10 protein-coding genes are annotated in these 14,422 nt (G+C 68.5%); 5 read left to right on the top strand and 5 right to left on the bottom strand.

Features of this window, described 5'->3' with window-relative positions:
- The 5 genes from AC069K_RS26190 to ngcE all read right to left on the bottom strand — a co-directional run.
- A partial coding sequence (locus AC069K_RS26190; RefSeq protein ID WP_365111101.1) for a substrate-binding domain-containing protein occupies nucleotides 1–374 on the bottom strand: 374 nt, incomplete at its 3' end.
- Between the two features lie 120 nt (nucleotides 375–494).
- Nucleotides 495–1,694, bottom strand: a complete 1,200-nt coding sequence (locus AC069K_RS26185; RefSeq protein WP_365111098.1) for an ROK family transcriptional regulator — start codon at nucleotides 1,692–1,694, stop codon at nucleotides 495–497.
- A 217-nt stretch (nucleotides 1,695–1,911) separates the two neighbouring features.
- Nucleotides 1,912–2,826, bottom strand: coding sequence for a carbohydrate ABC transporter permease (locus AC069K_RS26180; RefSeq protein WP_358833372.1), 915 nt, complete (start codon nucleotides 2,824–2,826; stop codon nucleotides 1,912–1,914).
- Nucleotides 2,823–3,749, bottom strand: a complete 927-nt coding sequence (locus tag AC069K_RS26175; protein WP_365111094.1) for a carbohydrate ABC transporter permease — start codon at nucleotides 3,747–3,749, stop codon at nucleotides 2,823–2,825. The genes AC069K_RS26180 and AC069K_RS26175 overlap by 4 nt, the downstream gene beginning before the upstream one ends.
- Before the next feature lie 58 nt (nucleotides 3,750–3,807).
- Complete coding sequence (ngcE, locus tag AC069K_RS26170) at nucleotides 3,808–5,259, bottom strand: N-acetylglucosamine/diacetylchitobiose ABC transporter substrate-binding protein (protein ID WP_365111091.1); 1,452 nt, start codon at nucleotides 5,257–5,259, stop codon at nucleotides 3,808–3,810.
- Between the two features lie 527 nt (nucleotides 5,260–5,786).
- Between ngcE and AC069K_RS26165 the strand changes: the two genes are divergently transcribed.
- The 5 genes from AC069K_RS26165 to AC069K_RS26145 all read left to right on the top strand — a co-directional run bounded on the left by AC069K_RS26165 (nucleotide 5,787) and on the right by AC069K_RS26145 (nucleotide 14,329).
- Nucleotides 5,787–9,638, top strand: coding sequence for a GH92 family glycosyl hydrolase (locus tag AC069K_RS26165; protein ID WP_478620439.1), 3,852 nt, complete (start codon nucleotides 5,787–5,789; stop codon nucleotides 9,636–9,638).
- Nucleotides 9,639–9,800: 162 nt separating this feature from the next.
- Nucleotides 9,801–10,784, top strand: coding sequence for an FG-GAP-like repeat-containing protein (locus tag AC069K_RS26160; protein ID WP_478620436.1), 984 nt, complete (start codon nucleotides 9,801–9,803; stop codon nucleotides 10,782–10,784).
- Between the two features lie 205 nt (nucleotides 10,785–10,989).
- Nucleotides 10,990–11,946: an FG-GAP repeat domain-containing protein gene (locus AC069K_RS26155; RefSeq protein WP_478620433.1), complete on the top strand. Its 957-nt coding sequence runs from the start codon at nucleotides 10,990–10,992 to the stop codon at nucleotides 11,944–11,946.
- A gap of 250 nt (nucleotides 11,947–12,196) precedes the next feature.
- Nucleotides 12,197–13,129, top strand: a complete 933-nt coding sequence (locus tag AC069K_RS26150) for an FG-GAP repeat domain-containing protein (protein WP_358833378.1) — start codon at nucleotides 12,197–12,199, stop codon at nucleotides 13,127–13,129.
- Nucleotides 13,130–13,402: 273 nt separating this feature from the next.
- Nucleotides 13,403–14,329 carry an FG-GAP-like repeat-containing protein gene (locus tag AC069K_RS26145; RefSeq protein ID WP_478620429.1) on the top strand — a complete coding sequence of 309 codons (927 nt, stop codon included), beginning with the start codon at nucleotides 13,403–13,405 and terminating at the stop codon, nucleotides 14,327–14,329.
- Nucleotides 14,330–14,422 lie beyond the last annotated feature (93 nt).

Raw genomic sequence — 14,422 nt, 5'->3', positions numbered from 1 at the left:
TTCTTCACCGCGCCCGCGATCGCCTTGGAGTCCACCGCGTCCACGATCAGCGCGTCGACCTTGTTGGTGATCATCGTGTCGACCTGCTGCGTCTGCGTCGTCGCGTCCTGCTTGGCGTTCGCGTAGACGACCTTGCCCTTGCCGTTGGTCAGCTCGCTGACCTTCTTCTCGATGAGCGGCTTGTCGAACTTCTCGTAGCGCGCGGTCTGGTTCTCCGGCAGGAGCAGACCGATCTTGATGTCGTCGCCCTTCTTGGAGCCGGTCGACTCCTTCGTCTTGTCGCCCGACTCCTTGGCGCTGCCGCAGGCGGCGAGAGAGACGGCCATCGCGGTGGCGGCCACGGCCACGGCGGCACGACGCGTACGCGTGTTCATTCTGAAACCTCCCTGACGAGGCCGCGACGTTGCGGCCGAGGTGGCTGGAAGTCAACTCGGCTGCAGGGCCACCGTCAAGGAGTAAATCCTTAACGAGATGACAACGGTGCCATCCGTTATCTAAGTGAAGGCAGGAGCCCCGGCCGGGAGAGCACTCTCCAACAGGGTCGAATCGCCCATTTCACTCAGTACCAGCGCCAGCGCGCCGAGCACCTCTGCACGGCCGCCCAGGGCCCCCGGAAGGACCGACAGCTGGCGCGCCGCACTGGGAATCGCGTACCGCGACACGGAGTCCCTGATGGGCCCCAGGACCAGCTCCCCGGCCTCCGCCAGGTCACCGCCGAGGACCACCCGGCTGGGGTTCAGCAGGTTGCAGAGGTTGGCGACACCGCTGCCGATGTGGCGGCCCACGTCCGCCACCACCCGGCGGCACCCCGGGTCCCCCTCGCGGGCCAGCTGGACCACCCGTTCCATGCTCAGATCGGCCCCGTGGCTGGACTGGAGCAGCGGCAGCACGTACCGCGCCGCGGTGAAGGTCTCCAGGCAGCCCCGGTTGCCGCAACGGCACACCGGGCCCGACTCGTCCAGGGTGATGTGGCCGATCTCGCCGGCCGTGCCGCCGGGGCCCCGGTAGATCTGCCCGTCGATCACCAGACCGGCGCCGACACCGCTGGCCACCTTGATGTACGCCAGGTCCTTGACTCCGCGTCCGCTGCCCCACACCAGCTCGCCCAGGGCGCCCAGGTTGGCGTCGTTGTCGACGTACACCGGTACGCCCAGGCGGCCCGAGAGCTCCTCGCGGGGGTTGATGCCGGTCCAGCCCGGCAGGATGGCCGTCGAGCCCAGCGTCCCGGACTCCACGTCGATGGGGCCGGGCACGCCCAGACCCACCCCGATGACCTTGTCGTGGCCGATGCCGGTGGCCGCGATCAGGCGGGTGACCAGCTCTTCCGCCCGGCCGAAGCCCTGCGCGGAGGAGGCGTCCACATCGAGGGGCTCGGCCTCCTCGGCGAGCACCTGGTGGGCGAGGTTGCCGACCGCGACGCGCAGGTGGGTGTGGCCGAAGTCGACGCCGATGACGATGCCGGCGGAGCCGCTGAGCGAGACGCTGCGGGCCCGTCGGCCGCCCGCGGAGGTGGGCGTGACCTCGACGGTTCCGCCGTCCTTCAGTTCACGAACGATATTGGAGACCGTGGCCGCGGACAGGCCGGTGGCCCTGGCGATCTCGGCCTGGGTGAGCGAGCCCGCCATGCGCACCGCGCGTACGACCCGCTCGAGGTTGGCCCGGTGCAATGACGTCTGCGACCCCGGAGTCTCCATCGACTCATCCACTCCCGCCGTAGGTGGGCGGCACGACGGCCGCCCTCGCACGGGACCGCCACTCCGAGGCCCCGCCCTATCTCCAACATGTGAACTCTAAGCTGAGCCTTTCGGGTTGTCTCCCGTCAAGACCTGAGCAGTGGGACATGACACGGGACCGCCCGTCGGCGTGTCGCCGACGGGCAGTCCCGGGGTGGATACGGAGCGTGACGTACCGCTATTTGAGTGCTCCGGCGGTCAGGCCCGCGACGACCTGGCGCTGGAAGACGATGTACGCGGCGAGCACCGGCAGCATCGCCATCACCAGGCCCGCCATCAGCCCGGACCAGTCGCCCTTGTACCCCTGACTGGTCGCGAGCTCGACCAGGCCCTGGGAGAGCACCCGCTTGTCGGGGTCGGTGTTGAGCACCGTCGGCAGCATGTACTGGTTCCACTGCCCCAGGAAGTTGAAGATTCCCACGCTGATCAGACCCGGACGGGCCATCGGCAGCATCACCTGGAAGAAGGTACGGGTGTGCGAGGCGCCGTCGATCATCGCCGCCTCGGCGATGGAGCTGGGCAGCGTCCGGAAGAACGAGGTGAGGAAGAAGACCGTGAACGGCAGCGAGTACGCGATGTAGACCAGGATCAGGCCGTGCGTGGTGTTCAGCAGGCTGAGGTTGTTCATCACGTAGAACAGCGGCACCAGCGCCAGCATGATCGGGAAGCTCATCCCGCCGATGAACAGGTAGTAGATGAACCGGTTCCCGGGGAAGTCGAAGCGGGCCAGGACGTACGCGGCCATCGAGCCGAGCAGCAGCGTGCCGATGAGCGAGCCGCCCACCACCAGGATGGTGTTGAGGAAGTAGTCGCTCATGTGGGCCTGGGTCCAGGCCCGCGACCAGTTGTCGAAGTGCAGCTTGTCCGGGAGCGCCCAGGGGGTGGACAGGATCGAGTTGTCGTCCTTGAAGGACGCCATGACCGCCCAGAGCAGCGGGATGACGACCATGAACGCCCACAGGACGAGCACGCCGTGGGAGAAGACGTTGAGGACCGCGCCCTCGCTCTTCTTCTCCTTCTTCACCGGCGCCGCCTGCTTGGCCACGGGCGGGCGCTCCTCGGCGAGGTCGGCGGTCGAGGTGTCAGTGGTCATGAGAACTCCAGCCGCTCGCGCCGGCCCAGTCGCATCACGACCGCCGCGAACAGCAGCGTGACGACGAGCAGCGCGACACCGATCGTGGTCGCGTATCCGGCCTGACCGTCGCGGAACGCCGACTGATAGACGTAGAGCGGCAGGACCGTGGTCGAGTAGTCGGGGCCGCCCGGGCCCACCGTCATGATCTGCACGGAGGCGAAGGCCTCGGCGCCGAGGGCGAGGATGCCCATGTAGACCCAGCCGGACTGCACGGTGTCCCAGAGCAGCGGCAGGGTGATCTTGAAGAACGTGGTGAAGCGGCTGGCGCCGTCGAGCAGCGCCGCCTCGTAGAAGTCCTTGGGGATCGACGCCATCCCGGCCGAGAACAGGACGACGAAGAAGCCGACCGTGGACCACACCAGCACGGCCATCACGCAGTAGAGCGCCAGATCCGGGTCGCCCAGCCAGTTCGGCTGGACGCTGCCGAGCCCGACCCCCTTGAGCGCGGAGTTGATCACGCCGTTGTTGGGGTTGTACGCGAACTGGAAGAGCAGGGCGACGATCGCGATCGAGAGCACCTGCGGAAAGAAGTAGGCGATTTTGTAGAATCCGGAACCGCGCACTCCGGCGATGGCGGCGCCCTTTCGGCGCCGCCCCCCGACATTGAGCATGAAGGCGAAGAACAGCGCGAGGCCCAGCGTCACCAGGGGCAGCAGCAGGACGAAGAGCAGACTGTGCTGCAACGACTTCCAGAAGATGTCGTCGTCGAACATCCGTGTGTAGTTGTCGAAGCCGACCATTTCGAAGTCCGGGCTCAGACCGGTCCAGTCCGTGAACGAGTAGTAGATCGACTGGATGAACGGCCAGATGACGAAGAGTGAGTACAACGCCAGTGGGAGTACCAGAAATCCCACGATGAACCGGTACTTGCCGTGTTGCATGGTTACCGACCCCGATCTTCTAGCGGGTGCCGCCGCTGGTGACGCCTGACCACTGCCGCTACTTCTTGTGCTTGTAGTGCTTGATGTTCTGGTCCTGGGCGGCCTTGTCGGCGTACCCCTGGATCTTCTTGATGGTCTCGGCCGGGGTGGCGCGGCCCGCCATCATCTCGCCGAGACCGGCCACGCCGATCTGCTCCTTCTGGAGCTTCACATACCAGTCCTGAAGCCGCGGGTTGACGACGTTCGTGCCGGCCTTCTTCAGCGCGTCGACACCGGACTGCAGGGCGGTCGACAGGGCCAGGCCGTCCGTGCCGCCGTTGAAGGCGGAGAGCGACTTCACCTGGGAGGTGAAGTTCTTCGAGGAGGCCTCGCTGAGCATGATGCGCAGCTGCTCCATACCGCCGACCGGGTTCTTCGCCTTGGCCGGGACGATGAAGGGCTCACCGCCGGACGCCCAGATGGTGCCGAACGGCATCTTGTCGTTGCCGTCCAGGCTGGAGGGCGCGCCCACCATCATCTTGAAGTCCTTGGGCGTGGTGGGAGCGGCCTCGTTCTCCACCCAGGAGCCGTTCGGGATGAACAGCGCCTGCCCCTTGGTCCAGGCGGTCTGCGACTGGATGTGGGTCATGCCGGGCGTGCCCTGGAGGATGTAGCCCTTCTTGAAGAGCTCGTAGTACGCCTCGAACGCGGCCTTGACGGCCGGGTGCTCCCAGGCCTTCGGCTCCAGGTTGTCGATGGCGTCCAGGACCTCCCGGCCGCCGATCTTGGCGATGAACGGGTAGAGCGAGAACGGCAGGTAGTACGGGTACTTGCCCGGGTAGGTCCAGCCCGCGATGCCCTGCTTCTTCGCCTTCGCGCACAGCGCGAGCATCTCGTCCCAGGTCTCGGGGTACTTCGCGTCGAGCTTGTCGAGCGCGGTCTGCGAGTACCACACGCCGTACACGGTGTACGCGTAGTAGAAGATCCAGCACTGGTCGCCGTCGAACTGGCCCATCTCGACGATGCCCGGCCGCAGCGTGTCGCGGACCTTCTTGTTCGGGTCGTCGATGGAGGGCGCGTCCAGGAGCGGGGTCAGATCGGTGAGCTGGCTCTTTCCGACCAGGACACCCATGTCCATCTGCTCGGCGCCCGAGTTGTCGATCAGGTCCGGCGGGGTGCCGCCGTTGAACTTCGGCTGGAGCTCCGACTGGATCTTCTGGGTCTTGTGGAAACTGATCTTCGCCTTCGGGAACGCCTTCTGGTAGACGGCGTTCGCGTCGGTGGCGTACTTGGTGCCGAAACCGCCGTCGAAGATGACGACGTCGAGAGGGGCCGACTCATTCACCGCGAGCGGGTTCTTGTCGGATTTGGTGCCCTTCTCTACCTTCTTGTCGCCGCCGCTGTCGCCGCTCGCGCAGGCGGACAGGAAGCCCATCGCCGGAACGCTGATCAGACCGAGCGCGGCGGACCGCTTGATCAGATCGCGACGGCCCAGGCCCTCATTGCTCTCGTGGGCGGAGGTGGATCCCATGCTCAAGTCCTCGCCTTCTCCAGGACTCAGGCGGTGTACCGGTCGCCCGTACCGAATCGCCTACAGGCGAAGGGCCCCGCCACCGCGGTCAGTTGTGCCGAAGCTTGGGTAGTGCAGGGTACGCAGCGGATACGTCGGATGTGCGGAGGATGACGTGCCGTTGCTTCCCCGACGTCCCCCGTCCCCGAGCACGCCGGTTTCCCGGCGGAGCGGACGCCGACAGGTATAGTCCACTTTCCGTCAACTGAGCAAGATCGAAAGCACGGTTGGACGGCATCCTTTCCCGAGTTGAGACCTCTTGGATATCTGATGGCGGAGCGCGGCGGGCCGGACCCCCGCGAGCCCCTCGCGGCGTCCAGGAACGCCCGGGCCATTTGCCCTCAACGCCCTTGACAGCACCGTCGACTTGCCTTCCTACTGGATCCTGCATTTTCTCTCTGACAACGTTGTCCAGATCGTATGACCGGTGCGCACCGGCCTTCGGCGCGCTGCCCTCTGTCATGCGCCCGCCAATGGAAAGGCCCCGTATGCTGCCCAGATCCCGGCTCCGCCAAGGGCCGACGGCCGCCCTCGCGGCGGCCTCCTTCCTGCTCGTGGTGACGGCCCAGGGAGCCGCGACCGCCCAGTCCGCCGCCGCCCAACCCTCCCGGGCCGGCCAGGAGTTCCGTACCTCGTTCGAGAACGGCCAGCCGCAGCCCGACTGGCGCGACACCGTGGAGAGGGGCCCGGACGGGAGCAAGCGCGCCTCGGGCGTCGACGGCGGCTTCGCGAGCGGTATACCGGGCAGTGTCACCGACCGGGTGACGGCGGTCCGGGCGAGCGCCGAGAACGACGGGTCGGGCGAGGTGAAGGAGAACCTCGTCGACGGCCAGCCGAGCACCAAATGGCTCGCCTTCCAGCCCACCGCCTGGCTGGAGTTCGACCTCGACAGCCCGGTCAAGGTCGTCACCTACGCCCTGACCTCGGCCAATGACGCGGCCGCGCGCGACCCCCGGGACTGGACGCTGAAGGGCTCCGCCGACGGCGCCACCTGGACGACGCTGGACACCCGCTCGGGCGAGACGTTCGCCTCCCGCTTCCAGACCCGGACGTACGGCTTCACCAACTCCACGGCATACGCGCACTACCGCCTGGAAATCACCCATAACAGTGGCGCCGACCTCACCCAGCTGGCCGATGTGCAGTTCTCGAACGGCGACACCAGCACCCCGGTCCCCGCGGACATGCGGACTCTGCCGGACCGCGGCCCCGGCGGCTCCCCCACCGCCAAGGCCAACGCCGGATTCACCGGAAAGAGGGCCCTGCGTTACGCCGGTACGCACAAGGCGGACGGCCGCGCCTACTCGTACAACAAGATCTTCGACGTGGACACCCGGATCGGCCGGGACACCGTGCTCGACTACAAGGTCTTCCCGTCGATGCCGGAGACCGACCCCGGCTACCCCGCCACCAACGTGTCGGTGGACCTCGCCTTCACCGACGGCACCTATCTGAGTGACCTCGGGGCCCTCGACGCGCACGGCGGACGGCTCACCCCCCAGGGCCAGGGCGCGGCGAAGACCCTCTACGTCAACCAGTGGAACGAGGTGTCCTCGCGCATCGGCGCGGTGGCCGCGGGCAAGACCGCGGACCGGATCCTGGTGGCGTACGACTCGCCCAAGGGGCCGGCGAAGTTCCAGGGCTGGATCGACGACCTCTCGATCGCCCCGAAGAAGCCGGAGAAGCGCCTCGCGCACCTCTCCGACTACGCGCTGACCACCCGCGGCACCAACTCCAGCGGCTCCTTCTCGCGCGGCAACACCTTCCCGGCGACGGCCGTCCCCAACGGGTTCAACTTCTGGACCCCGGTGACCAACGCGGGCTCGCAGGACTGGCTGTACGACTACGCGCGGCGCAACAACGCCGACAACCTGCCCACCCTCCAGGCGTTCTCCGCCAGCCACGAACCCAGCCCGTGGATGGGCGACCGGCAGACCTTCCAGCTGATGCCGTCGGCGGCGGCCGGGATCCCGGACGCCTCGCGGACCGCGCGCGCCCTGCCGTTCCGGCACGAGAACGAGAGCGCCAAGCCGTACTCCTACGGCGTCACCTTCGAGAACGGCCTCAAGGCCGAGATGGCGCCCACCGACCACGCGGCGGCCATGCGGTTCACCTATCCCGGTGACGACGCGAGCGTGCTCCTCGACAACGTGAACAACAACGGCGGCCTCACCCTCGACCCGTCGACCTCGTCCTTCACCGGCTACTCCGACGTGAAGAGCGGTCTCTCCCAGGGCGCCACCCGGCTCTTCGTCCACGGCGTCTTCGACGTACCGGCGACCGCGGGCGGAAAGCTGCCCGGGGGCGGCGGCGCCGACGTCACCGGCTATCTGCGGCTGAAGCCCGGCAAGGACCGCACGGTCACCCTGCGCCTGGCGACCTCGCTCATCAGCGTGGACCAGGCGAAGGCCAACCTCGCCGCGGAGATCCCGGCGGGCACGTCCTTCGAGCGGGTGAAGCGGCAGGCCCAGCGCGCCTGGGACCGGATCCTGGGCCGGGTGGAGGTCGAGGGCGCGAGCCACGACCAGCTCACCACCCTCTACTCCTCGCTCTACCGGCTCTACCTGTACCCGAACTCCGGCTTCGAGCGGGTGGGAGCCAAGGACGTCTACGCCAGCCCCTTCTCCCCCGGCACCGGCCAGGACACGCCCACCCGCACCGGCGCGAAGATCGTCGAGGGGAAGGTGTACGTCAACAACGGCTTCTGGGACACCTACCGCACGACCTGGCCCGCGTACTCGCTGCTCACCCCGGGGCGGGCCGGCGAGATGGTCGACGGGTTCGTCCAGCAGTACAAGGACGGCGGCTGGATCTCGCGCTGGTCCTCGCCCGGTTACGCGGACCTGATGACCGGGACCAGCTCGGACGTGGCCTTCGCCGACGCGTACGTGAAGGGCGTGAAGTTCGACGGCGAGGCCGCCTACGAGGCCGCGCTCAAGAACGCCACCGTCGCCCCGCCGGCCGCGGGGGTCGGCCGCAAGGGCATGGACACCTCGCCCTTCCTCGGCTACACCCCGACCTCGACGCACGAGGGCCTGTCGTGGTCCCTGGAGGGCTACCTCAACGACTACGGCCTCGCGAAGATGGGCCAGGCGCTCTACGACAGGACCCACAAGTCCCGCTACAAGGAGGAGGCGGCGTACTTCCTGGGCCGGGCCCGCAACTACGTGAAGCTCTTCGACTCCCGGGCGGCGAGCGCCGGGGCGGGCGCCCCCGGTTTCTTCCAGGGCCGGGACACCCAGGGCCGGTGGCGCGTGCCCAGCGCCTCCTACGACCCGCGGGTCTGGGGCTACGACTACACCGAGACCAACGGCTGGGGCTACGCGTTCACCGCCCCGCAGGACTCCCGGGGCCTGGCCAACCTCTACGGCGGGCGCGCGGGCCTGGCGAAGAAGCTCGACGCGTACTTCACGACGCCCGAGACGGCCTCCCCCGACCTCGCCGGTTCGTACGGCAGCGTCATCCACGAGATGACCGAGGCCCGTGACGTCCGGATGGGCATGTACGGCCACTCCAACCAGGTCGCCCACCATGTGACGTACATGTACGACGCGGCCGGGCAGCCCTGGAAGACGCAGGAGAAGGTCCGCGAGGTGATGAACCGCCTCTACACGGGCAGCCCCATCGGGCAGGGCTACCACGGCGACGAGGACAACGGCGAGCAGTCGGCCTGGTACCTGTTCTCCGCGCTCGGGTTCTACCCGCTGGTCATGGGCAGCGGCGAGTACGCCGTCGGCTCGCCCCAGTTCACCAAGGCGACCGTGCACCTGGAGAACGGCCGCGACCTCGTGGTCAGGGCGCCGGCTAACAGCGCGCGCAACCTCTACGTCCAGTCGCTGAAGGTGAACGGCAAGGCGTGGAACTCCACCGCGCTCCCCCACTCCCTGCTGGCCCGGGGCGGCACGCTGGACTTCGCGATGGGGCCGCGTCCGTCGGCCTGGGGCACGGGCGAGAAGGCGGCGCCGGTGTCGATCACGCAGGACGGCAGGGTTCCGGTGCCGCCCTCCGACGCGACCGAGGGCGGAGGTCCGCTCTTCGACGACACCTCGGCGACATCCGCCTCGTTCGGCTCCGCCGAGCTGCCGGTGGCGTCGGCCACGCGCGCGGCGCAGTACACCCTGACGTCCGCCGACCGGTCGAAGGCCCCCAAGGGGTGGGTCCTCCAGGGCTCTTCGGACGGGACGAAGTGGGTCGATCTGGACCGGCGCTCGGGCGAGTCGTTCGCCTGGGACCAGCAGACCCGGGTGTTCACCGTGGCTCGGCCCGGCACGTACGGGCACTACCGCCTGGTGCCGGCGGACGGACCGGTGACGCTGGCCGAGATCGAGCTGCTGCGCTGACGGTCCCATCCGGGGGCCCCACCCCGTGGGCGCGCGTATCGAGTTGGCTGCTTTTACCTCAAGCCGATTGACATGTAAAGGAGTCATGGCAGGATTCCGGTGAAACCCGTGGCGCGTCTCGTCTGCTGAGGCGCGCCACGTCGCATCTGAGCCTCATGGATCATGGAGAACTACGTGGCCAAGAATCTGGCCAAGGATTCCGCGACTCGCGGGACTTCCGGGACCTCCGGCAGCAAGCGCAGCCGCATAGCCGCGCGGCTCGGCGCCGTCGTGGCCGCCGCCTCCCTCGTCGGCGCCGGTGCGACCGCGGCCGCGGCGGTCGATCCGCCCAAGCCCTTCAAGGCCGCCCCGAAGCCCTCCGCGCCGTCGCTCACGCGCTCCGGCGCGGTCGTTGCCGCGCCCAGCCCCGAGGCCCCCCAGTTCGACCTGTTCGCCGCGGACCGCGCCAACACGCTCTACGGCTACATCCGCGACGGCGGCGGCGCCCTCAGCCCGCGCGCGAAGATCGACACGGGCTGGGACGCCATCAAGTGGTCGGCCCAGGTCGACCACGACGCCGACGGGTACGCCGACGGCTGGTGGGAGTGGGACAAGAACGGCACGATGTACTACGCCGCGGACGACTCCGACACTCCGTGGACGGTCGGCGGCGGCTGGAACACCTACAACCTGGTGCTCTCCCCCGGCAACCTCGGCGGCGCCGCCGCGGGCGACCTGCTCGCCCGCGACAGCGCGGGCACGCTCTACGTGTACCTGGGGTACGGCAACGGCAAGCTGGCGACCCGCTACAAGGTCGGCGGCGGCTGGAACGCCTACAACCAGATCGCCGGCAACGGCGACCTGACGGGCGACGGCAAGAACGACCTCGTCGCCCGCGACGCCTCGGGCACGCTGTGGCTCTACAAGGGCACCGGCGACTACAAGGCGCCCTTCGAGGGCCGCACCCGGATCGGGGGCGGCTGGAACACGTACAACGCGCTGTTCTCCATGGGCGACCTGGACCTGGACGGCACGACCGACCTCGTCGCGCGCGGCACCGACGGCTCCCTGTGGCGCTACTCGGGCACGGGCAACGCGGCGGCGCCGTTCGCGGGCCGCAAGAACATCGGGACGAGCGGCTGGAACACCTACCGGCTGTTCTTCTGACGTCCTGACGTCCTGACGTGTGACGCGAGGGCCGCACTCCCGGAGACGGGGGCGCGGCCCTTCGCCGTTGCCCCTCCGCACTCAAACAGGTTGACACGTAAGGGAGTTGTGTAAGGATCTCGCTGATCACGTGACGTGTCCGGCGCGCGGTTCCACAGGCGCGCCCCGGGCCGCGTCATGGCTCATCGACCCCATGGAGAGACACGTGGCCAAGTCTTCAGGCCGTACGCCCGGGCGGACGGCTTCCCGTCTCGCCGCCGCGGCCGTCGCCGCCGCCCTCGTCGGCACCGGCGCCACCGCGTTCGCGGCCGATCAGCCGGCCCCCTCGGCGAAGGCCTCGGTGAAGGCCGCGACCGCCAAGGCCGTCGCGCTCGCCGCGGCCAAGGGCAAGCGCGGTGTCACCACCTCCGACGACCCCAACGGCGCCTACCCGGTCTTCGCGCTCATCGGCGTGGACCGCTCCGGCAACAGCTTCTCCTATCTGCCCGACTCCGAGGGCGGCTTCGCGTCCCGGATGCTGTTCGAGGAGGGCCAGGGCGGGGTGAAGAACGGCGCCCAGGTCGACAACGACGCCGACGGCGTCGCGGACGGCGTCTGGAAGTGGGACGCCAACGGCACGATGACGTACGAGCCGCTGCTCGAAGTGGAGACCACCACCGTCGGCGGCGGCTGGAACATCTACGACACGCTGCTCTCCGCGGGCAACCTCGGCGGCGCGGACGGCGGCGACCTGCTGGGCCGCGACGCCTCCGGCACGCTCTATCTGTACCTGGGCTACGGCAACGGCAAGCTGACCTCGCGCTACAAGGTGGGCGGCGGCTGGGGCCAGTACACCGCCCTCGCCGGGAACGGCGACCTCACCGGTGACGGCAAGGCCGACATCGTGGCGCGCGGCGGCGACGGCACCCTGTGGCTCTACAAGGGCACCGGCAACTACAAGGCCCCCTTCGAGGGGCGCACGAGGATAGGCGGGGGCTGGAACATCTACAACGCCATCGTCTCCTCGGGCGACGTGGACCTGGACGGCACCACCGACCTGCTCGGCCGCGACGCCTCGGGTGCGCTGTGGCGCTACTCGGGCACCGGAAACGCCGCGGACCCGTACAAGTCGCGCGTCAAGATCGGGAGCGGCGGCTGGAACACGTACCGGCTGCTGTTCTGACGCCGTTCCGGCGGCTTCGAGCCACACGCGATAACCGGAGGGCCGTATTCCCGTAGGGGAAATGCGGCCCTTTTGGGCGTTTTAGGGATACGGATGGTGAACGAGGGGCGAGAAATAGCTGTTGTCTTGATCCCCTTTGTCGCCAAGCGGGTTGACAGGTAAAGGAGTCGTGAAACGATTCCGCTGAACTCGTGACGCGACTCGACACCCGAGTCGCACCACGTCTCATTCACGACCAATGGAGACATACGTGGCCAATATCTCTGGCCGTAAGCGTGGACGCATAGCTTCGCGTCTCGCTGCCGCGGCGGTCACCGCCGCCCTCGTCGGCACCGGCGCCACCGCCTTCGCCGCCGACAACCCCTCGGCGAAGCCGTTCAAGGCCCCGACGGCGAAGCCGGCCAAGCGCGCGCTGACCGGCGCCCAGGCCGCGGACCCGGGCGACGCGCCGGTCTTCGGCCTGTACGGCATCGACAAGTCCAACACCGCCTGGTACTACGCGCCGGACGGCAACGGCGGCCTCGAGTCGCGCACGGGCTTCGAGGGCAACGCGGGCTGGGCGTTCAAGTGGGTCGGCCAGGTCGAACAGGACGGCGACAACGTCGTGGACGGCGCCTGGCAGGCCGACTACAACGGCAACCTGTACTACGCCCCGGCCGACGGCTCCAACCCGATCACCATCGGTGGCGGCTGGAACACGTACAACGCCCTGCTCTCCCCGGGCAACCTGGGCGGCGCGGGCGCCGGTGACCTCCTGGGCCGCGACTCGTCGGGCAACCTGTACCTGTACCTGGGCTACGGCACCGGCAAGATGACGTCCCGCTACCTGGTGGGCGGCGGCTGGGGCCAGTACACGGCCCTCGCCGGCAACGGTGACCTCACGGGCGACGGCAAGGCCGACATCGTGGCGCGCGGCGGCGACGGCACCCTGTGGCTCTACAAGGGCACCGGCAACTACAAGGCGCCCTTCGAGGGCCGCACGAAGATCGGTGGTGGGTGGAACACCTACAACACGATCTTCTCGCCGGGCGACCTCGACCTCGACGGCAAGACCGACCTCGTCGGCCGCGACGCCTCGGGCGCGCTGTGGCGCTACTCGGGCAACGGCAACGCCGCGGACCCGTACAAGTCGCGCGTGAAGATCGGTACGGCGGGCTGGAACACCTACCGACTGTTCTTCTGATCGACCGGTCTGACCAACTCGGTCTGATCCAACTCGGTCTGATCCGATCCGGTCCGATCCGGTCTGATCGGGTCTGATGGGATCTGGCGGAGGGCCGTACCGCTTCGGCGGTGCGGCCCTTCGGCGTTGCGGGGACGGCGCCGAAGCGGTCGTGACGATTCCCGCACATATCTGTTTGGAAGATGTGAGAAAGCCGTGAAACGATCTCACTGATCCTATGGCGGGCCCCCCTGGTGGGACGCGCCATGTCTCAACAACTCCATGGAGAAATACGTGGCCAACACTTCTGGCCGTAAGGGCGGGCGCATAGCCGCCCGTCTCGCCGCCGCGGCCATCACCGCGGCGCTCGTCGCGACCGGCGCGTCCGCGGTCGCGGCGGAGAACCCCGCCAAGTCGGCCGGCTCGGCCGCCCCGGCGGCGAAGGCCCCCTCCTCGCTGCGCTCCGGCGCGGTGGCGGCGACGGCGCCTTCCCAGTTCAGCCTCTACGGCATCTCCAGCAACGGCACCCAGTACGGCTACGGCCCGGACGGGAACGGCGGCCTCGGCAACCGTGAAGAGCTCGGCCACGGCTTCGGCACAGACCGCGACGTCGTCCAGGTCGACAGCGATGGCAACGGCGGCGACGCGACCGGCGTCTGGTTCCGTGGCGCGGACGGCTACCTGGGCTACATGAAGTGGAACCAGTCCCCCGAGCTCGTGGGCGGCGGCTGGAACACCTACAACCGCATCTGGTCCGTGGGCAACCTCGGCGGCGCGGCCGCGGGTGACCTGCTGGCCCGTGACGGCAGCGGCAACCTGTACATCTACCTCAACTACGGCAACGGCACGCTGACGTCCCGTTACAAGGTCGGCGGCGGCTGGGGCCAGTACACGCAGATCGCCGGCAACGGCGACCTGACCGGTGACGGCAAGGCCGACATCGTGGCGCGCGGCGGCGACGGCACCCTGTGGCTCTACAAGGGAACGGGCAACTACAAGGCCCCGTTCGAGGGCCGCACCAAGATCGGGGGCGGCTGGAACACGTACAACAGCCTCGTCTCCATCGGTGACATGGACTTCGACGGCAAGACCGACCTGGTCGCGCGCGGCAACGACGGCACCCTGTGGCGCTACTCGGGCACGGGCAACGCCTCGTCCCCGTACAAGTCCCGCGTCCAGGTCGGCAGCGGCGGCTGGAACACCTACCGCATCCTGTTCTAGTCCCACCGGCACTTCTCTGAAGCGCCACGCATGACGATGGGCCGCACCCCTCACGGAGTGTGGCCCATCGTGTTTTCTCAAGGAAGCCAGGAG

The organism is Streptomyces sp. NPDC043908 (assembly GCF_056435525.1).
The sequence above is the reverse complement of the archived record's forward strand: the minus strand, read 5'-3'. Positions and strand labels throughout refer to the sequence as shown.

Excerpts from the sequence above, each read along its gene's own strand:
- AC069K_RS26160 (WP_478620436.1), top strand. The coding sequence starts at position 9,801 with ATGGAGAACTACGTGGCCAAGAATCTGGCCAAGGATTCCGCGACTCGC.
- AC069K_RS26180 (WP_358833372.1), bottom strand. The coding sequence starts at position 2,826 with ATGACCACTGACACCTCGACCGCCGACCTCGCCGAGGAGCGCCCGCCC.
- AC069K_RS26165 (WP_478620439.1), top strand. The coding sequence starts at position 5,787 with ATGCTGCCCAGATCCCGGCTCCGCCAAGGGCCGACGGCCGCCCTCGCG.
- AC069K_RS26185 (WP_365111098.1), bottom strand. The coding sequence starts at position 1,694 with ATGGAGACTCCGGGGTCGCAGACGTCATTGCACCGGGCCAACCTCGAG.
- ngcE (WP_365111091.1), bottom strand. The coding sequence starts at position 5,259 with ATGGGATCCACCTCCGCCCACGAGAGCAATGAGGGCCTGGGCCGTCGC.
- AC069K_RS26175 (WP_365111094.1), bottom strand. The coding sequence starts at position 3,749 with ATGCAACACGGCAAGTACCGGTTCATCGTGGGATTTCTGGTACTCCCA.